The sequence below is a fragment of the Acinetobacter sp. NCu2D-2 genome, assembly GCF_001647675.1.
Taxonomy (GTDB): Bacteria; Pseudomonadota; Gammaproteobacteria; order Pseudomonadales; family Moraxellaceae; genus Acinetobacter.
In genome coordinates this window covers 255,363-274,970 of sequence record NZ_CP015594.1, presented here as the reverse complement: position 1 = coordinate 274,970, position 19,608 = coordinate 255,363, and the positions used below count along the sequence as shown (strand labels likewise).

Annotated in this window: 13 protein-coding genes and 4 tRNA genes; 11 read left to right on the top strand and 6 right to left on the bottom strand. The window is 42.4% G+C overall.

The window, feature by feature from the left end:
* Positions 1–9: 9 nt before the first annotated feature.
* From A3K93_RS01260 to A3K93_RS01245, 4 genes are all read right to left on the bottom strand, one after another.
* Complete coding sequence (locus A3K93_RS01260; protein WP_067728190.1) at positions 10–906, bottom strand: acetaldehyde dehydrogenase (acetylating); 897 nt, start codon at positions 904–906, stop codon at positions 10–12.
* Positions 907–942: 36 nt separating this feature from the next.
* On the bottom strand, positions 943–1,740 hold the full coding sequence (locus A3K93_RS01255; RefSeq protein ID WP_067728188.1) for a 2-keto-4-pentenoate hydratase: 798 nt from the start codon (positions 1,738–1,740) through the stop codon (positions 943–945).
* A 412-nt stretch (positions 1,741–2,152) separates the two neighbouring features.
* Positions 2,153–2,821 carry an HAD-IA family hydrolase gene (locus tag A3K93_RS01250; protein ID WP_067728186.1) on the bottom strand — a complete coding sequence of 223 codons (669 nt, stop codon included), beginning with the start codon at positions 2,819–2,821 and terminating at the stop codon, positions 2,153–2,155.
* A gap of 492 nt (positions 2,822–3,313) precedes the next feature.
* On the bottom strand, positions 3,314–4,282 hold the full coding sequence (locus A3K93_RS01245; protein WP_067728184.1) for an RluA family pseudouridine synthase: 969 nt from the start codon (positions 4,280–4,282) through the stop codon (positions 3,314–3,316).
* Between the two features lie 770 nt (positions 4,283–5,052).
* Between A3K93_RS01245 and A3K93_RS01240 the strand changes: the two genes are divergently transcribed.
* The 6 genes from A3K93_RS01240 (at position 5,053) to A3K93_RS01215 (ending at position 11,183) form a co-directional block, all read left to right on the top strand.
* Positions 5,053–8,397 (top strand): Rne/Rng family ribonuclease, encoded by a 3,345-nt coding sequence (locus tag A3K93_RS01240; protein WP_067728182.1) that lies wholly within the window; start codon positions 5,053–5,055, stop codon positions 8,395–8,397.
* A gap of 171 nt (positions 8,398–8,568) precedes the next feature.
* Positions 8,569–10,410: a long-chain-acyl-CoA synthetase gene (locus A3K93_RS01235; protein WP_067728180.1), complete on the top strand. Its 1,842-nt coding sequence runs from the start codon at positions 8,569–8,571 to the stop codon at positions 10,408–10,410.
* Between the two features lie 131 nt (positions 10,411–10,541).
* Positions 10,542–10,617 (top strand) — tRNA-Lys (locus tag A3K93_RS01230).
* A gap of 20 nt (positions 10,618–10,637) precedes the next feature.
* Positions 10,638–10,713: transfer RNA gene (locus tag A3K93_RS01225), tRNA-Lys, on the top strand.
* Between the two features lie 61 nt (positions 10,714–10,774).
* Positions 10,775–10,850, top strand: a tRNA-Lys gene (locus A3K93_RS01220).
* A gap of 257 nt (positions 10,851–11,107) precedes the next feature.
* Positions 11,108–11,183, top strand: a tRNA-Lys gene (locus A3K93_RS01215).
* A gap of 50 nt (positions 11,184–11,233) precedes the next feature.
* Here the strand turns inward: A3K93_RS01215 and A3K93_RS01210 are convergent.
* A complete protein-coding gene (locus A3K93_RS01210; RefSeq protein WP_067728178.1) occupies positions 11,234–11,887 on the bottom strand; it encodes a hypothetical protein in 654 nt (217 codons plus the stop codon).
* 234 nt (positions 11,888–12,121) lie between these two features.
* Here A3K93_RS01210 and A3K93_RS01205 point away from each other — a divergent pair, with 234 nt between their 5' ends.
* From A3K93_RS01205 to A3K93_RS01195, 3 genes are all read left to right on the top strand, one after another.
* A complete protein-coding gene (locus A3K93_RS01205; protein WP_067728176.1) occupies positions 12,122–12,391 on the top strand; it encodes a PspC domain-containing protein in 270 nt (89 codons plus the stop codon).
* Positions 12,392–12,551: 160 nt separating this feature from the next.
* Positions 12,552–13,337, top strand: a complete 786-nt coding sequence (locus A3K93_RS01200) for a sulfite exporter TauE/SafE family protein (RefSeq protein WP_067728174.1) — start codon at positions 12,552–12,554, stop codon at positions 13,335–13,337.
* Positions 13,338–13,414: 77 nt separating this feature from the next.
* Positions 13,415–14,827 carry an SLC13 family permease gene (locus A3K93_RS01195; RefSeq protein WP_067728172.1) on the top strand — a complete coding sequence of 471 codons (1,413 nt, stop codon included), beginning with the start codon at positions 13,415–13,417 and terminating at the stop codon, positions 14,825–14,827.
* Positions 14,828–14,898: 71 nt separating this feature from the next.
* Here A3K93_RS01195 and A3K93_RS01190 read toward each other — a convergent pair whose 3' ends face one another.
* Complete coding sequence (locus tag A3K93_RS01190; RefSeq protein WP_067728170.1) at positions 14,899–16,008, bottom strand: HPP family protein; 1,110 nt, start codon at positions 16,006–16,008, stop codon at positions 14,899–14,901.
* A 508-nt stretch (positions 16,009–16,516) separates the two neighbouring features.
* Between A3K93_RS01190 and glyQ the strand changes: the two genes are divergently transcribed.
* The gene (gene glyQ / locus A3K93_RS01185; protein WP_067731637.1) at positions 16,517–17,494 is read left to right on the top strand and encodes a glycine--tRNA ligase subunit alpha; all 978 of its coding nucleotides are present in this window, start codon (positions 16,517–16,519) and stop codon (positions 17,492–17,494) included.
* A complete protein-coding gene (glyS, locus tag A3K93_RS01180) occupies positions 17,494–19,563 on the top strand; it encodes a glycine--tRNA ligase subunit beta (RefSeq protein ID WP_067728168.1) in 2,070 nt (689 codons plus the stop codon). The genes glyQ and glyS overlap by 1 nt, the downstream gene beginning before the upstream one ends.
* Positions 19,564–19,608 lie beyond the last annotated feature (45 nt).

Here is a 19,608-nt window from a genome sequence, read left to right as displayed (position 1 = left end):
AGATGCTCCTTATGCTTCAGCTGTATTTAAAACGCGTTCTGCGAACATTTCTGCAGTACGTGCAGCTGCAGCAGTCATAATGTCAAGGTTACCTGCATATTTCGGCAAGAAGTCACCTAAACCTTCTACTTCAAGGAAGATCGATACGCGGTTGCCATCAAATACTGGACCATTTACAAGTTTGTAACCTGGTACATATTTTTGAACTTCTTTAATCATGGCATGCACAGATTCAGTGATTGCTGCTTGATCTGGTTCACCTTCAACCAAGCAATGTACTGTGTCACGCATCATTAACGGTGGCTCAGCCGGGTTAATAATGATGATGGCTTTACCTTGTTTCGCGCCGCCGACTTGTTCAATTGCACCTGCAGTTGTACGTGTAAATTCATCAATGTTTTTACGTGTACCTGGACCTACAGATTTTGTTGATACAGTCGCAATGATTTCACCATAGTTCACAGGTTGAACGCGAGAGATTGCTGCAACCATTGGAATTGTTGCCTGACCGCCACATGTCACCATGTTCACGTTTGGCACTTCACCTTGTTCAAGCAACGCTTCAAGATTCACTGGTGGTACGCAGAATGGACCAATTGCAGCAGGTGTTAAGTCAATCATGAGCACACCAAGCTCATTCAACTTACGGCTGTTTTCAGCGTGTACGTAAGCAGAAGTCGCATCAAATGCAATTTTGATGTCATCCTCAATCACGTGAGGAAGCAAACCATCTACACCTTCAGCAGTGGTTTTCAAACCCATTTTTGCAGCACGTGCAAGACCTTCAGACGTTGGATCAATACCCACCATCCATACTGGCTCTAACCATTCACTGCGTTGTAATTTATAAAGCAAATCAGTACCAATGTTCCCTGGACCGATCAATGCACATTTAATTTTTTTCATGAACAATTTCTCTTAAAAATGCGTGAGGATCTGAATTTATTCAGCAGCAAAAGCAGCAGTGACTGAACCAAAACCTTCAATTTCAACTTTGAATTCATCACCAGGTTGAGCCACAACCATTGGACCTAAAGCACCCGTCAAAATGATGTCACCTTTAAGCAATGGACGACCGCGACGTACCATTTCATCTGCAAGCCAAACTGCTGCATTTAAAGGGTTTGAAAGACATGCTTTACCTACACCTTGTGATACCACTTCTTCACCACGTGTCATGGTCATTTTGCAGTTTACAAGGTCAAGATTTTCGAGTTTGACAGGTTTAGAACCGAGAACGAATGCAGCAGAAGATGCGTTATCTGCCACTGTATCAATCAATGAAATTTTCCAGTTTTCGATACGACTATCTACGATTTCTACCGCAGGAAGCGCGTAGTCAGTTGCGCTAATAATGTCTGCATATGTGTGTTTTTCTTTGGTTAAATCTTCTTTAATCACCAAAGCAATTTCAGCTTCTACTTTAGGCTGAATAAGTAAGCCTGCAGGAACCGCCTCACCATCACCATAAGCCATGTCAGCAAACAGCATACCGAAGTCAGGAGAATCCACACCTAATTGCTTTTGAACTGCAACTGAAGTCAGACCAATTTTACGACCGACTAAACGACGACCTTCAGATAAGGCACGTTTAGTATTGGCTTCCTGCACCGCATACGCGATATCAACGTCTGCACTTTCACCACCAAGTTCGGGGCGAATCGGTGCAATTGCATTTTTAGAAAGTTCAGCACTACGCAATGCTTGAGCAACTGATTCAACAACAGCAGAATTCGACATCAATGTTTCCTTAGACTGCAAAAAGAGACATATGCTGAAGCCCAAGACTTAGCTGAGAATATAAAGAGATATTCCAACATGCAGTGCATTCCGACTGCAGATCTCTGAGCGAGCATAATAAATAAACACTCTAAGCATCGGAAAATTGAGGATTTTGTACCAATAGTTATTTTATTTTTAGCTATATATTATAGCTATAAATATTTTTATAGGATAACTTTTAAAAACAATAACTTATTAATTAAAAATGGCTTTTTTATCTAATTTTTCAAGATAAAATGAATAGATTAAAATACATACGACTAGACTCTTAGACTAAAATCTTAGACCTAAAGTATTTTTGCTAAGGCATTCAGACACATTGAAGTTGAATAACCCATGTGCCTGATTTTTATGCCCTCAAGATAAGCAATTAAATCGCTTGTTTCCATTGAACTTTAGCCAAAAGTACTTCCGTTAATTCACTGATATTCGAAGCGATTGCAAGCGGCTCGTATTGAATTAATGTGTTTACGCTATGTACCCCATAGCTCACCCCAATACGTGGCATCTCAATATTACGTGCCATTTCCAAATCATAAGAAGTATCACCGACCATAATCGCTTCAGATGCCTGAACGCCAGTTTGCGCTAAGATTTCAGCCAACATCAGTGGATCTGGTTTAGATTTGGTTTCACTTGCAGCGCGTGTTGCCACAAATAAATGTTCACTCTGTGTTTGCTTTAATACACGATCTAAACCTTTACGACTTTTACCTGTAGCCACTGCAAGTTTAACCCCAGCTTCAGAAAGCGCAGCAAGCATGTCTGCCACACCTGCAAACCAACGATCACCTGTTGAGTGCTCTACATAGTGTTCTGAATATGCTTGTAAAATGTCTTCATGTAACTCAGGGACAGTCGGAAACAAACGCTGCGCCACTTCGGGCAAGCCTAAACCAATAATGCTTTTTGCAGCTTCATCTGTTAATGGTTGCTTAAACTGCTGTGCTGCAAATTTCAAACTCTCTACAATTTGCCCGACTGAATCAAATAAAGTGCCATCCCAATCGAAAATGACCAGTTTTACAGGTGAGTTCATATAAGCTTTCCTAATATTTGATTCGGTTTAATCCACCTCGACCTTCCTTTCAAAAAGGAGGGAGAGTTTCATCACAAAATAACTTTTGTTGTGATATCACAACAGCTATTCGCTACTCAATGGCGACAAGGATGTCGCCGTTGATCTGTAGATCAACAGAGGGGTTTTGTTACTTTTGACCCGTTAAAAGTAAGACACCGCCTACACGATCAAATTTAAATTGAAAATTACAAAATGCGGCTGTGCTTTACTTTTGCCTCTCCCCTTGCGTAGCAGTGCTACTCATCTCCTATCAGGAGAGGGAGCTTCCATTATTTTTCAAATTCGGGATAGCAATAGCGATAATTAGATGAGCTTACTTGGACTAATCAACTCGATCATCTATCGCAACGTTCCCTCTCCTGAACGCGTTTAAAGCACTGCTTTAAACGACGACATGCAAGAATAGAAACTTTCGCAGCTATGCTACTGAGGAAGAGAATTAGTTAGAAATCACTCATCATCTTCTACAGGCGCAATAACCTTATCCGCCTTTTGCGCACGAAGCTGTGCAATCAAGCTCTGCATATCTTCAGGCATCGGCGCTTCGATGGTTGGATAACCAGGAATTTCTAAACGCATCGCATGCAAACACAAACGACGAGGTTTTGGGCCACGGTATTCAGTTTCATGACCATATTTTTCATCACCCACCAGTGGATGACCAATACTTAAACCATGCACACGAATCTGATGCGTACGACCTGAAAGTGGTGATGCATAGACTAACGTTGCATGCATAAAACGCTCTTGTACATTCCACTGCGTTTTAGACGGTTTACCTTCGCTAGAAACACGTACACGACGTTCACCATTGGCAAGCTCATAGCGGTGTAATGGCTGATCGATCAATTGCTTATCAAGTGCTACTTTGCCTTTCACCACAGCAGCATAAGTTTTTTGAATCTTATGTTCACGTAGCATATCTTGCAAAGTTTTCAGCACACTACGCTTTTTCGAAATCATCACCAGACCTGAAGTATCGCGGTCAATACGGTGAATCAGCTCAAGATATTTTTTACCTGTTGCAGCACGCAAACCTTCGATCAGACCATACGCCACACCGCTACCACCATGCACCGCAATACCTGATGGTTTATTCACGACCATCAAGCCTTCATCTTCATAAACCACACGTGCCAAGAGACCATTAGCCACTTTATCTGAAACAGGTGCAGCAGATTCATCTTTTTGCTCATAGCGAATAGGAGCCACACGAATTTGATCGCCAATACTGAGTTTTGTTTCTGCTTTTATACGTTTTTTGTTTACACGAACTTGGCCTTCACGGATCAAACGGTAAATACGGCTTTTTGGCACACCTTTTAGACGGCTAAACAGGAAATTATCAATTCGCTGTCCTTCTTGATGCTCATCCACTTCAAACCAAGTGACGTTTTGCCATTGTTGCGTAGAATTCATACAGTTACTGAGACCTAAAAATTAACTAAATTTGATTAAAAACTGATCATTTAGGCTATGCTTTACACAAGAAACATAAGCTTAGCCCATAGGCAGATGATGCAAGGTTTGATATAGTCAGCGCACGGAAACCATCGTTTGTGAGTAAAAGTTGAATCGTTTCAGATTTTTCTGAACATGATCATTCAATAAAACACTCACACAATACGTAAAGGTCCCAAAAGAATTATGCCGCGCCGAGGGCTTATTATATCGGCAAACAAAGCAAACTGTTGCGTTTAATTGTACCTCAGGTACATAAATCAGTTTGTCTGAAAAAATATGTCGCCAACTTTGTTGGTTTTTAAACGTAAACTGATACACATCAGATTAGTCGCACCCTGAAGACGCATTCAGGCTACAGCGTTTGATGCATTGGATCTGCACAGTTTGTAAAGATACGACGATAATTCCGTATCAAGGCGCTCCATCGATAAACGAGGAGATGATCTTCGAGCAACGTGACAGTGAAAGTTACACACATCCAATGCACCGCTCGTCCGCCAGTGAAACGTTCAGGTGACTTTAATCGTTTAAAGATTGAAGCCGTATTGCCATCATCAATACGTGAATCAAAAACCGAAGCCCACCTATATAAAGTAGAGGCAGGTAATAAAAGACTCAGACCACAATGTCAAACATTCGAGATCTGAGCCATTGATCCGTATCACATGATGTTCGCTACGTGAATAGCGATTTTTTGTTGTGTATCACTATAAGGTGTTACACCCATGAAACGTATGTTGATTAATGCAACACATGCTGAAGAAATTCGCGTTGCACTTGTCACTGGTCAGCGTCTTTACGATTTCGACTTAGAGAATCGTACCCGTGAACAAAAAAAATCGAATATCTATAAAGGTCACGTGACTCGCGTAGAACCATCTTTAGAAGCTGTATTCGTTGAATATGGTGCTGGTCGTCAAGGTTTCTTGTCGATGCGCGAAATTGCCAATACTTATTACAAAGCAGATCCTCGCCAAACTTCAAATATCCGTGAACTCATTACCGAAGGTACTGAACTTCTTGTTCAAGTCGAAAAAGAAGAACGTGGTAATAAAGGTGCTGCCCTTTCTACATTCATCTCACTTGCAGGTCGTTACCTTGTGTTGATGCCAAACAATCCGAAAGGTGGCGGTATCAGCCGTCAAATTTCAGGTTCAGTTCGTGAAGAATTGAAAGAAATGTTGGCGTCTCTAAACATTCCTCGCGGCATGAGCGTCATCGTACGTACTGCGGGTATTGGTCGTTCTCAAGAAGAATTACAGCTTGATTTGCAACATTTGATGGATCTTTGGGCTCAAATCCAAAGCACTGCAAACTCTGGTCCATCGCCAATGTTGGTACACCAAGAAGCAGGCGTGGTGACACGTGCGATTCGTGACTACCTACGTGATGATGTGGCTGAAATCCTGATTGACTCTGAGCAGGCCTATAACGAAGCGTATAACTTCGTAAAAGCTGTGATGCCACGTCAGCTCGACAAGCTTAAAACCTATACATTAAATGAGCCTTTATTCGCTCACTTTGGTATCGAAAGTCAAATTCAAACTGCTTATGAACGTGAAGTAAAACTTCCTTCTGGTGGTTCAATTGTGATTGACCAAACTGAAGCGCTAGTTTCAATCGATATCAACTCTGCAAAATCAACACGTGGTCAAGACGTTGAAGATACAGCGCTCAATACCAACCTTGAAGCTGCTGAAGAAATTGCTCGTCAATTACGTTTACGTGACATCGGTGGTTTGGTAGTGATCGACTTCATCGATATGACCAAAGACCGCAACCAACGTATGGTTGAAGCTAAACTTCGTGAAGCAACGCAAAGTGACCGCGCACGTATCCAGTTCGGTCAATTGTCACGTTTTGGTTTGATGGAAATGAGCCGTCAACGTCTACGTCCTTCGCTTGAAGAAGCAACAGGCTATGTGTGCCCTCGTTGTCATGGCACAGGTATGGTACGTGACTTACGTTCTTTATCACTTTCAATTATGCGTAAAGTGGAAGAGATCGCACTTCGCGAACGCCATGGTGAAGTTCAAGTTCAGGTTCCTGTTGAGATTGCAGCATTCTTATTGAATGAAAAACGTCACAGCTTGGTTTACCTAGAGCAAACTTCTAATGTACGTGTGACTGTATTGCCACATCCGCATTTAGAAACACCTCATTACGAAATCTCATACAACCCTGAAGGCTTTGCGCCAACAAGCTATGAACGTACAGAAGCAACACGTTCAAGCGAAAAAGAATTGGGTTATGAGTCTTCTGAATGGCATTTAGAAGAAGAGCAACATGCTCAACAAGTCGCAGCAGCTCAAGCGCCTGCGCAACAACAAAACAACGGCAAGAACAATAAACGCCGTAATAACCATAATAATCCAGCACCACAACAAGTGGCTCAACCAGCTCCTGCTCCAGCAGCAGTTGCATCAAGCAGCCCATGCGCTTGGTTAGAAAACTTGTTTGTACAAAAGCAAGCAGCGACTGTTGATCAATCACGTACTGCAAACAGCGCAGCAGCAGCGATTGAACAAATGGTGAATGGCGGTGCAGTGAGCCGTGGTCAATTCGGTCAAGTTGCAGCACCCGTTGCACAGCCTCAGGTTACTGCTCCTGTAGCAACTGCGAACAATGCTTATCTTGCGCCGTCAACTGTTGTACATAAAGAACGTGACCATGCAGAAAAACCTGCTGTAGAACGTGATGAAAAACAACGCCACAACAAGAAACAGCGTAACAACAAGCATAAAGAACAGCGCGAGCCACAAGTTGCTCAAACTGAAGTCAATGCACAACCTGCACATCAAGTGCATGAAGAAGTTGTTCAAGTTTCTCGTCAAGAGCAACGTCACGAAGCACGTGAAAACAAACGCAATGGCCGTCGTCACAATAACAACGAATCACAAGCGCAACATCATGATGTTCAAAACAATGAACAACAAGTGATGCCACGCCGTGATCGTCGTAATCAACAACGTCCTGAACGTCCAAACCGTCATCGTGATCAAAGCGTTCTCAACGAACAAAACAATACAGCGCCTGAAGCAGCAGTTGCACACGCACCTGCAGCACAGGAAAAGCATGTACGTGTTGAGTTAGTTGATGCACCACGTCAAGACGTAATGCCAACAGCACTTGTTGTGAATGTAGATGAAGCAAAAAGTGAAATCGTGGCATTGAACGGTACAGCTCCTGCTGTTGAAGCACCTGCTACAACCCCAATTGTTGAAACACCAGTTGCTGAACCCGTAGTAGAAGCGAAAGCTGAAGCGCCAGTTGCTGAGCCAGCTGAACAAGCTGCTCCTCAAGCTGCTAAATCACGTGCAAGTAACGATCCACGTCAACGTCGTCGTGAACGTCGTGCTGCTGAAGCACAAAAAACCAAAGTGGCTGAAGTTTCACCTTCACAAGTACCTACTTTGGGTCAATATACAATTGGCAGCTTGATTCGCCATGTGTATGGTGAAGATTGTTCAGTACTGATTGAACAATTTGGTTTGCTTCCAACTTTCAACCGTGCGTTACTCAAGTTCACTAAAGAGTACAACGAATCACTTGCTGCTCAAGCAACTGTGGTTGAAGAGAAAAAACCTGTCACTCGCGACGTTGCTGTAACTGTTGCTAAAGTTGAAGCTGAACCAGCACCTATGTTGGATTTAACTCCACCTAAGCCAGTCTCAACTAAGCGCGTAGCCAATGACCCTCGTGAACGTCGCCGTTTAGCAAAACTTGCTGCAGAACAAGCACTTGAACAAGCTAAGCAAGCCAAAGTTGAGCAAGCACCTGAAGTGCCAGCTGAAGTAAAAGCTGAAACGACAGAGCTTGAAGCAGCTAAAACTGAACCAGCACCTGAGGTCGTTGCACCTGTTGAAGCAGCTCCAGTCGAAGCAAAACCTGAACCTGTTGCAGAAACAACAGCAGAACAGGTAGAGCAAAAACCTGAACCAACACCTGAGATCGTTGAAGCGACTGAAACGCCAGAAAGCACAACGGAAAAAGCAGAGAAATCCCCTGCTCGCCCTCGTCGCCCACGCGGACGTCCTCCGAAGAAAGCAAATACTGCAACTGAATCTTAATTCGCCCAATTGCAGTAATCTAAAAAAACCTAGTCATTTCGGTGACTAGGTTTTTTTTGCTAGATTTGATCAAACTTGCCGATTGCACTAGCATGCAAATATGACAAGAGAATTGCCCATCATCTTACAGACCATGAGCATATTGGATACGAGAATATAAATAGGATTCCCATGAGCCAAAATACACAACATGATTTGATTGGTATTGCTGATGTCGCAGCCAAAATTCCAGCGTTTTTAAGCAAAGTGCCAAATTTACTCACGGGTTTAAAGCAAGCCTATTTGCGCACTCCAAATACACCCGCGGGTTTAGGCCTAGCCTTTGAAAAAGCAGTTCAACGTAATCCTGAAGGTATTGCACTCCGTTTTGAAGACCAAAGCTATAGCTACTCCGATTTAAATGCTTGGGCAAACCAAATTGCACACTATTACCTATCGCTAGGTGCAAAAAAAGGTGATGTGATTGCGGTCATGATTGAAAACCGCCCTGAACTTGTTGCCAGCGTACTTGGTCTTGCAAAAATTGGGGTAACTTCGGCGCTCGTCAATACCTCACAAGTTGGTAAGGTACTGACTCATAGCATTAACCTGGTAAAGCCGATTGCGGTGATTGTGGGCGATGAATGCCATCATGCTGTAGATGAAATTAAACATGATTTAGAGGTCAGCACAAATCGTCTGCATTGGTTTGCAGACCAAAATACGCAGCAAAATAAAGGCCAAGTACCACAAGGCTTTACCAACTTGGCTGAAGTGATTGATACATTCGCTAAATTTAATGTTGCGACCACACAAACGGTTCAGGGTAAAGATGGGCTGTTTTATATCTATACGTCGGGAACGACAGGCCTACCAAAAGCCGTGATCTTTACCAATAGTCGTTGGACATTGGCTTATGGTACCTATGGTCATGTGCTGAATTTAAACCAAAACGATGTCATGTACTGCACCCTGCCACTTTACCATGCAACAGGAATGGTGGTGTGCTGGTGTGGTGTGATTGCGGGTGCAGGTACACTTGCCATTCGCCGTAAATTCTCAACATCTTCATTTTGGAAAGATGTGAAAAAGTTTGATGCCTCTGCCATCGGATATGTGGGTGAACTGTGCCGTTACCTGATGGATGCACCAGAATCCGAGCTTGAAAAAGGTCATCGTGTGAAAAAGATGATCGGTAATGGCATGCGTCCAAACATCTGGGACAAATTCAAAGCACGCTTTGGCATTGAAGAAGTGCTTGAGCTTTATGCATCGAGCGAAGGTAATGTCGGCTTTAGTAACGTCTTTAATTTTGACAACACTGTCGGTTTTTCACCAACACCATACGCGATTATTGAGTTTGATAAAGACAAAAACGAGCCTGTACGCGATGCCAAAGGCTGGTGTAAACGGGTGAAAAAAGGTGAAACCGGTTTATTGGTTGGTAAAATCACGCGCCGTTCACCATTTGATGGCTATACCGACCCTGAGAAGAATAAATCAGTCATCATGCATGACGTATTTAAGAAAGGTGATGCCTTCTTTAATACGGGTGACTTGGTTCGTAATATCGGTTTCCGCCATGCGCAGTTTGTTGACCGCCTAGGCGATACATTCCGCTGGAAAGGTGAAAATGTATCGACCACTGAAGTCGAAAACATGGTGTCTGAGTACGAGAAGATCTTAGAAGCTGTGGTGTATGGTGTCGAAATTCCAAATACTAATGGTCGTGCTGGTATGGCTGCCATCACCTTAAAGCCAAATACAGAACTTGATGATAACGACCTGAAGCAAATGGTGAGCTGCTTTAAGCAATGCCTACCAGCTTATGCTGTTCCTGTCTTCTTACGTGTGCAAAAACAGGTTGAAACCACAGGTACATTTAAGTACCAGAAAAACAAGTTGAAAGAACAAGCCTTTGATCCAAACAAAACAGATGAGCGTTTACTGGTACTTTTACCGGGTGCTGACGCCTACTGTGATGTAAGCGAAGATGTTTTTGCCAACATTCAAGACTACCAATATCGCTTCTAAAAGCTAAAGTTGCCTATTTTTTGTGTGTATAAATCAGAATTGTTGGATTTATAATCAAACATAGGCAACTTTGTTATTTTTTGCTTGCGCTCGTGTCATATCTTGCTACAATACGCTCCATCAAATGATATGGGTCGTTAGCTCAGTTGGTAGAGCAGTAGACTTTTAATCTATTGGTCCCGCGTTCGAGTCGCGGACGACCCACCATTTTATTTGATATCCCTGATGGGTCGTTAGCTCAGTTGGTAGAGCAGTAGACTTTTAATCTATTGGTCCCGCGTTCGAGTCGCGGACGACCCACCATCAATCTCAAAGCTTCAGCCTTTGAAACCTCAATCAAAAGTCAATTTTGATTACCTAGAATGGGTCGTTAGCTCAGTTGGTAGAGCAGTAGACTTTTAATCTATTGGTCCCGCGTTCGAGTCGCGGACGACCCACCATTCTTTCTTAGGGCTTCTTTCTTCCACCCTGCGAAGATAACGAAACCTGCATGTTCCGACCAAGACAACAAACCGTTACGGTTTTGATTTGCCATTCTCGAAATTTTGCTATATTGATGTTATGAAGTATCACTTTTGTTTTACTTGATGAAGTATTTGCTCTGAACATTTCAGATGCCAAATATTTCCCAGTATTCAAAACTACGTGCTTCGCTTATCTTGCAAAAATTTTAAAGTGTTATTTTAAAATTTTCTCAGGGTTGTTAGCTCAGTTGGTAGAGCAGTAGACTCTTAATCTATTGGTCGTGGGTTCGAACCCCACACAACCCACCAATTCCTCTTTTTTATAATGTCAGATCAATAACAATAACCTTAATTACCGTTTAAATTCCCTTATCCAATCCAATATCTTTTCTTAAATGATAATTAATTGTCGGTAATGGAAAATCTTCACGGGCAGCATTGGCACTTTTTGTTTTAGCGAGATTAAAAACCATATTTGCATCATCGAGAATATCAAAATAAAAATCGACACCTTCTTTACGGTGAATAATCAATTCTGTTCGTTCAGGATTAATTTCCCAACGATCCCGGCGATAGTTATCTTTATCTCGAACATCATTTCTAAAGGTAAATACTTTGCCATGCTGCAGAACAGAGCGATAGACTGATCCATCAGCAAGTAAAGTTAAAACAAACTCAGCCGTTCCTTTCGAACAAGGTGAATAGCCGTCATTACAATCGAGCGTCGTATAGTAACGCCCGACAAAATCAACAGCATAATCAGGAATTAATTTATCTTGTGAACTATATTCAGTTTGTGCCCCAGATGCCTTATTCATTTCATTACTAGGCATAGTGTCTATTTTAGGTTCATTCGCTGAAGATACCGCAATCCCCTCAGATTGAAGTTTAGGCTTTGAAAGATGTTCCAAGCTACGCTGAGAATCAGATCCACAAGCACTTAAAACCACACATGTAGAAAGACCCAGTAATAGCACAGCATGTTGAAATACATTATTGACGCTTGGATTCATCGAGTTCAGACCGTATTGAGTACGAATAATTATGGCAAATTAAAACCGAATAAAATTGTTATATGATTCAAGATCTTTAAGCTGATGTTAAAGTTTATATGAAATTTAATTAACCTTTTATTACATAACTTAACGATTTAATTTAATTTAGACCTTTAAAAAATAAAGTACAACTCCATCATTAGTTATATGAATCAATTGTTGATTCCCCGCTCTACTTTTAAGGAGACTTAGATGGCCAATGTTGGTCTTTATCGCTCAAGCCGCTCAAATATGATTGCTGGTGTTATGGGTGGTATTGCTGAACGTTTTGGTTGGAACGCAAATTTGCTTCGCGTTATTTTCGTGCTGATTTCAGTCATGAGCGCTGCATTTCCTGGAATTTTAGTTTATTTGGTCCTTTGGTTAGTGATGCCTAAACAACGTCGTTTTACCGAACATACTGAATATAACACCCAAGGCTATAGCCAACCCATGCGTACTGTAAACAAAGACCCTCTGTAAGTCTGAGTTGTAGTTTTTCTCCAGTTTACGCTGTGACTTTTCCCCTAAAGTCACAGCTTTTTTTTTCCTGATTTTTCACATTTCTCAGCTTCATTTGACTTTGCTAAAAACCTAAATACCCGATAACGTATATTGCATCTTCGACTTCATTGGATGAAGGATGAATCAAGCTGAATGGATTTTGCTATTGCTCTGTGCTTTCGCAGCACTTTTGCATGGATTGAGTGGCTTTGGCTTTCCAATGATGAGTACAGCCGTACTCTCAACGCAATATGAACTTAGCCTTGCAATCACCTTGGTGATCTTACCGTGCTTGCTGCTGAATCTTATGATGCTGAATGCTGACCCTGAGCGCAGTTTTATTCAGAGCACAGTGGACTATAGCAAACGTTATTGGCCTCTCATTCTGAGTAGCTTAATCGGCAGTTTATTTGGCGTGCAATTATTACTATGGATCAATGAAGGCTACTTAAAATTATTACTCGGTTTAGTGATTGTTTTTTACGTGATGGATCAGCTTCGAGCCAAATCTATACAGGTAAAACCAAGCTCGTGGAACATGATTATCTTTGGATTGCTCGCAGGCATCATTGGTGGGGCAACCAATGCCATGGCACCATTTTTAATGATGTATCTACTGAGCTGTCAGCTAAATAAAACCGACATTGTCATTATTACCAATTTAAATTTTATTATTAGCAAACTAATTCAACTCCTGTTGCTCTTCCCTATTCTGATTCAAATCCAATCGCATCAGAAAATTATACTCGTGGCGATCACGCTATTTGCGCTCGTTGGTGTTTGGTTGGGAAATCGAATGCGTCAGTCTTTATCACAACAACATTTTAAGTTTTTAGTTTTGGCTTTATTGGCTGTGCTTGGCGTCTTTACCCTTTATCAGAGCGCTACGTTATTACAACATTCTCCAGTATTATTTTTAAAGTAATGTATTGATTAAAAGACAATTTTTACTTATATCAATAAATTAAAATATAACCTAATCATATGACAAGGAAGGTGTCTATGACTGAACCAAACCTCGCTACCCCGACCAATGCAATGCCCAAAGGTGCATTAAAAGGATGGGTAATTATTATCATTGCCGCCCTTGTTTCACTCGGCTTATATAACATTTTGCCTTATGACCAAAATGCCAATAAAGGTTTAGCACTGCTGTGTTTTATTGGTATTTTATGGCTGACTGAAGCCATACATATCACCATTACTGCACTACTGGTTCCTATACTGGCTGTACTGCTTGCGATGCCAATGGCCAAAGGTGATGAACTGGTTCCCATCACTACACAAGCTGCTTTAACCACCTTTGCTGACCCAACCATCTTTTTATTCTTTGGTGGTTTTGCCCTTGCAACAGCACTGCATATTCAAAAGCTCGACCGTAAGATTGCGATGTGGATTATCTCGCTATCTGGTGGGCATTTAGGTATGTCGGTATTGGCGATTTTTATCGTGACTGCAGCATTGTCCATGTGGATTTCCAATACCGCAACCGCAGCAATGATGTTGCCTCTTGCTCTCGGTTTACTTTCACATTTAGATATTGAGAAAGAACGTAAAACCTTTGTATTTATTTTGCTGGGGATTGCCTATTCAGCGAGTATTGGTGGTTTAGGCACGATTGTCGGTTCACCCCCCAATGCCATTGCAGCCAAAGCTTTAGATTATGACTTTGCCGACTGGATGAAAATCGGTTTACCGATGATGTTTATTATTCTGCCAGCGATGTTAATTAGTCTGTATTTGGTTTTACGTCCTAAACTGAATCATAAAGTGAATTTTGTCACTGAAGATATTCCTTGGACAGGCGGTCGTATTGCTGCAATGATTTTGTTTATCTGCACGGCATTGGCTTGGATTTTCAGTAAAAAACTGACAGAAAATTTTGGCATCAGCCAACCCGATACATGGATTGCGATTCTTGCCGCGGCTATGGTCGTAATTTTAGGGACAGCGACATGGAAGCAAATTGCTGAAAATACCGATTGGGGTGTGCTGTATCTGTTTGGTGGTGGTTTAACCTTAAGTGCCATTCTCAAAGACTCAGGCAGTTCATTGGTACTTGGTCAAACCCTTGCCAATACCTTTGGTGATGCATCTCCACTCGTGATTATCTTTGTGGTGGCAACCTTTATTATTTTCTTAACCGAATTTACCAGTAATACAGCGTCTGCTGCTTTACTTGTCCCTGTATTTGCAGCGATTGCTGACCAAATGGGAATGCCAAAAGAAATTTTGGTGATTGTGATCGGGATCGGTGCTTCATGTGCATTTATGCTGCCTGTGGCAACACCGCCGAATGCAATTGTATTTGGTACCGGTCATATCCAGCAGTCAGAAATGATGAAAGTCGGTTTTGTACTGAATATCATGTGTATTTTCATTGTCTCGCTGTTTATTTACTGGTTCTTTATCTAAGTTGAGATAAATCCAGATTCCAAATAAAAAAGCACCCGAGGGTGCTTTTTTTAGGACAATCCCAAACAGTTTTAAGCTCTCATTTTAAAATGGTTCAGTTCCTGATTTAGGGCAGCGATAATATCTGCGCGGCTAATAATTCCGACCAGACGCTGCTCGCTCACTACCGGAATATAGTTAAAGGAACGCTCCACAAAATAGGGCACCAGATCCTGAATCGGCTGCAATGGCTGCACAGTGACCACTTTACGGGTCATAATATGTTTGACCTGATGTTCCCAGCTGCTGCGCACATCTGCAGCACGTTTAAACCATTCTACCACCTGATACATGGCCAGCGTTCCTACCAGCTTACCTTCCGCATTAACCACTGGCAGGCTCATCAGATTCATCTCTTTAAATTTATCCAGTGCATGCTGAATGTCATCATTGGCATGCAGGGTCACCACATCTTTGGTCATAATGTCCTGACAGGTGAACTGGTTGACCGCACGGGCATTGGCTCGGTCCTGCGCTTCTAGAATAATCTTTTGCAGGTCATATTCACTGATGTCCAGCAGCTCGGTTTGCTGATCCAGTACTTCCTGAATATCCTGTGGCTGAATAGTAACTTTCTGGGTCGGGGTCGGATCTTTGGAACGGGTATTTAATTGCGCCTGCTGCGGATAACGCTTGCCAATCATTCGGTTAAAGACGATCGCAATCACCATCAATAAGATCGAATTCAGCAACACCGGATAGAAAACGAAAGCATAGCCGAGTTCATGGACCGCATTGCCGCCGAGTACCGCGGTAATGGCCACAGCACCACTGGGTGGATGTAGGGAATCTGTGGTCATCATCAGGATAATGGCCAAGGCCACCGCCAGACTAAAAGCTTCAGTTGGACTGGCAATAAACAAGGCGCAGGTTACACCGACTACAGCCGCAATAGTATTACCTACCAGGATATTCCAGGGCTGTGCCAAAGGACTGGCAGGCACTGCAAACAGCAGCACAGACGAGGCCCCCATCGGCGCGATATACCAGGCTTCAAAATCACCCAGAATCCATAAACTCAGTAATGACGATACCGTGAGACCCAGTAGTGCCCCAATACCGCAGAGTAAACGGTCTTTGAGTGGAAGAACTTTAAAATTTGGTTTTAAGGTATTGAGCCAGTCGAGATTGGAATGGAACACGGCGCGCCTGATTTTAATGTTTACAGATTTTGCGCATTATAAAACTAGTCGCTTTAAAGATGTATTCGTTTTACATCTTTCAATCATCATTTTTCTATTTATACGTCACTAAGTTATTCATTTCATTATCAATTAAAGCGGCATTTTCTAAAAAAAATTAAGCAAAGAAGAATCGAATATTAAAGCTCTATATATTTTGGCAAATAAGAATTTCGGCATTACTCGATTATTATCGACCTGTTTATGACTGCTTACTGTGTGAGTTATTAAAAAATCTCGTCACCCTTTTCTTATTTATTTTTCAAATACAGTTCGATGTTTACTGTAGGGAAGTCAAAATATGGTTTTTTAGAACCTAAAGATGAATGCAAAACATCGAGTTTATTTTGCTTCATCACTTCGTTTCATCCGATATAAAAACGCGGAACTTGCTGTTTTAACCTTTGCCACTCTCCCCTAAAATCCTTATAATTGAGCACAATTTTTCTCTAATTTTAAGTGGATGACCATGAGTCGCGCCATATCGCATATTGATACCTTCCAAGGCTTAATTCTTGCCTTACAAAACTACTGGGCGGAGCAAGGCTGCGTCGTTTTGCAACCTTACGACATGGAAATGGGCGCAGGGACATTCCATACTGCGACTTTCCTTCGTGCGCTTGGTCCTGAAACTTGGAACGCAGCTTACGTGCAACCATCACGTCGTCCTAAAGATGGCCGTTATGGTGAAAACCCAAACCGTTTGCAACACTACTACCAATTCCAAGTGGTACTTAAGCCAAACCCAGACAACATCCAACAGCTTTATTTAGATTCTTTAAAAGCCATTGGTATTGACCCGCTTGTACACGATATTCGTTTCGTAGAAGACAACTGGGAATCTCCAACGCTTGGCGCTTGGGGTCTTGGTTGGGAAGTTTGGCTCAACGGTATGGAAGTGACTCAGTTCACCTACTTCCAACAAGTCGGTGGTGTTGAATGCTACCCTGTGACTGGCGAAATCACCTATGGTCTTGAACGTCTTGCAATGTACTTGCAAGGTGTAGACTCAGTTTACGATTTGGTTTGGACCAAAGGTCAGTTCGGTACAGTAACGTACGGTGACGTGTTCCATCAAAACGAAGTTGAACAATCAACCTATAACTTCGAATATGCCAACGTTGAAAAAATGTTTGAGCTATTCGACTTCTATGAAGCTGAAGCAAACCGCTTAATGGAAGCAAAACTTCCACTTCCTGCTTATGAACAAGTGATTAAAGCATCACACAGCTTTAACTTGCTTGATGCGCGTGGTGCCATTTCGGTGACTGAACGTCAACGTTACATTTTACGTGTACGTACTTTGGCACGCTCAATTGCACAAAGCTATGTGGCAGCGCGTGCGGAACTTGGTTTCCCAATGGCTGAACCACACTTACGTGACGAAGTACTTGCGCAACTCAAAGCACAAGTTGAAGCCGAAGCAGCTCAAGCGGAGAAAAAATAATGTCTAAACATACCGTATTGTTCGAATTAGGTTGTGAAGAACTTCCGCCAAAAAGCTTAAAAAAATTACGTGATGCGCTTCAAGCTGAAACCGTAAAAGGCTTAAAAGATGCTGGTCTTGCATTCGATTCTATCGAAGCCTATGCAGCACCACGTCGTCTTGCACTTAAAATCGTCAATGTCGATGGTGCTCAAGCCGATACACAAAAACGTTTTGACGGCCCTGCTGTTCAAGCTGCTTACGATGCTGAAGGTAAACCAACACGTGCCCTTGAAGGCTTTATGCGTGGTCAAGGCATCACTATAGATCAAGTATCCACTTTCCAAGCCGGTAAAGTTGAAAAAGTTTGCTACTTAAAAGACGTGAAAGGTCAAAGCCTAGACGTACTTTTACCGCGAATTTTACAAGCGGCTTTGGACAATCTTCCAATTGCTAAACGTATGCGTTCTGCGGCAAGCCGTACTGAATTCGTACGTCCTGTAAAATGGGTTGTGTTGTTAAAAGACAACGATGTGATTGATGCAACGATTCAAGATCACAAAGCAGGTAACGTAACCTTTGGTCACCGTTTCCATGCACCTGAAGCGATTACGTTGACTCACGCTGACGAATACTTAGCGAAGTTAAAAGCTGCTCACGTTGTGGCATCTTTTGAAGAGCGTCAAGCCATCATCGACCAACAAGTGAAAGCATTGGCTGATGAAGTGAATGCGATTGCGATTGTGCCTGCAGATCTTCGTGACGAAGTAACTGCTCTTGTTGAATGGCCTGTTGCGCTTCGTGCAAGCTTTGAAGAACGCTTCCTTGCTGTTCCTCAAGAAGCGCTTATTACGACAATGCAGGACAACCAAAAGTACTTCTGCTTAGTAAATGCAGACAATAAACTTCAACCTTACTTCATTACCATTTCAAATATTGAGTCTAAAGATCCGACTCAAATTATTGAAGGTAACGAAAAAGTGGTTCGTCCACGTTTGTCAGATGCTGAGTTCTTCTTCTTACAAGATCAAAAGCAACCGCTTGCGTCTCGCCAAACTAAACTTGCAAACATGGTGTTCCAAGCAGAACTCGGTACACTTTGGGACAAATCTCAACGTATTGCGAAACTGGCTGTTGAGCTTGCGAAAATCACAGGTGCAAACCCTGCTGATGCTGAAAAAGCTGCCCTTCTTGCGAAATGCGACTTAACCTCTGAGCTTGTGGGTGAATTCCCTGAACTTCAAGGGATCGCGGGTACTTACTACGCACGCATTGAAGGCGAAAATGACGAGGTCGCTAAAGCACTCGGTGAGCAATATTTACCTAAATTTGCTGGTGACGTATTACCAAAAACCAAAACAGGTACAACTGTTGCTCTGGCTGACCGTTTAGATACATTGACTGGTATTTTCGGTATTGGTCAAGCACCTACAGGTTCTAAAGACCCGTTTGCTCTACGTCGTTCTGCAATTGGTATTTTGCGTCTTGTCACTGAAAATGAGCTCGATGTTTCAATTGAAGACCTCATCAAACTTGCTTTAGCTGCGTATGGCGATGTCTTAAAAGACCACGCTAAGACTTTAAATGATGCTGTTGCATTCCTTGAAGGTCGTTACCGTGCGAAATACGAAGACCAAGGCGTGTCTGTAGACGTGATTCAAGCGGTTCAAGCGTTGTCACCAAAATCACCGCTTGATTTTGACAAACGTGTAAACGCTGTAAACCACTTCCGTGACTTACCTGAAGCGGCTGCACTTGCTGCTGCCAACAAACGTGTTGCGAATATCTTAGCGAAAGAAGCTGCACCTGAAGGCGCTGTGGTTGAAGCAAACTTGGTTGAAGATGCTGAAAAAGCATTGTTCGCTGAACTTGCGAAAGTGACACCTGTGGTTGAGCCATTATTTGCTGCCAAAGACTACACTGCTGCGTTGTCTGCTCTTGCGGCACTTCGTGCGCCTGTGGATGCATTCTTTGACGGTGTGATGGTGATGGCGGATGATGCCAACCTGAAAGCAAACCGTTTACGTATGCTTGCTCAACTTCGTGACTTGTTTACGAAAGTGGCTGATATTTCAGTGTTACAACACTAAGTATTAAGCTTAATAAAAAACCCGCTTTCGAGCGGGTTTTTTTAC

Bases quoted from the DNA above. Each gene is read 5' to 3' on its own strand.
- A3K93_RS01240 (WP_067728182.1), top strand. From the start codon at position 5,053: ATGAAACGTATGTTGATTAATGCAACACATGCTGAAGAAATTCGCGTT.
- A3K93_RS01200 (WP_067728174.1), top strand. From the start codon at position 12,552: ATGAATCAAGCTGAATGGATTTTGCTATTGCTCTGTGCTTTCGCAGCA.
- A3K93_RS01260 (WP_067728190.1), bottom strand. From the start codon at position 906: ATGAAAAAAATTAAATGTGCATTGATCGGTCCAGGGAACATTGGTACT.
- A3K93_RS01250 (WP_067728186.1), bottom strand. From the start codon at position 2,821: ATGAACTCACCTGTAAAACTGGTCATTTTCGATTGGGATGGCACTTTA.
- glyQ (WP_067731637.1), top strand. From the start codon at position 16,517: ATGAGTCGCGCCATATCGCATATTGATACCTTCCAAGGCTTAATTCTT.
- A3K93_RS01255 (WP_067728188.1), bottom strand. From the start codon at position 1,740: ATGTCGAATTCTGCTGTTGTTGAATCAGTTGCTCAAGCATTGCGTAGT.
- A3K93_RS01195 (WP_067728172.1), top strand. From the start codon at position 13,415: ATGACTGAACCAAACCTCGCTACCCCGACCAATGCAATGCCCAAAGGT.
- glyS (WP_067728168.1), top strand. From the start codon at position 17,494: ATGTCTAAACATACCGTATTGTTCGAATTAGGTTGTGAAGAACTTCCG.
- A3K93_RS01235 (WP_067728180.1), top strand. From the start codon at position 8,569: ATGAGCCAAAATACACAACATGATTTGATTGGTATTGCTGATGTCGCA.
- A3K93_RS01245 (WP_067728184.1), bottom strand. From the start codon at position 4,282: ATGAATTCTACGCAACAATGGCAAAACGTCACTTGGTTTGAAGTGGAT.
- A3K93_RS01205 (WP_067728176.1), top strand. From the start codon at position 12,122: ATGGCCAATGTTGGTCTTTATCGCTCAAGCCGCTCAAATATGATTGCT.
- A3K93_RS01210 (WP_067728178.1), bottom strand. From the start codon at position 11,887: ATGAATCCAAGCGTCAATAATGTATTTCAACATGCTGTGCTATTACTG.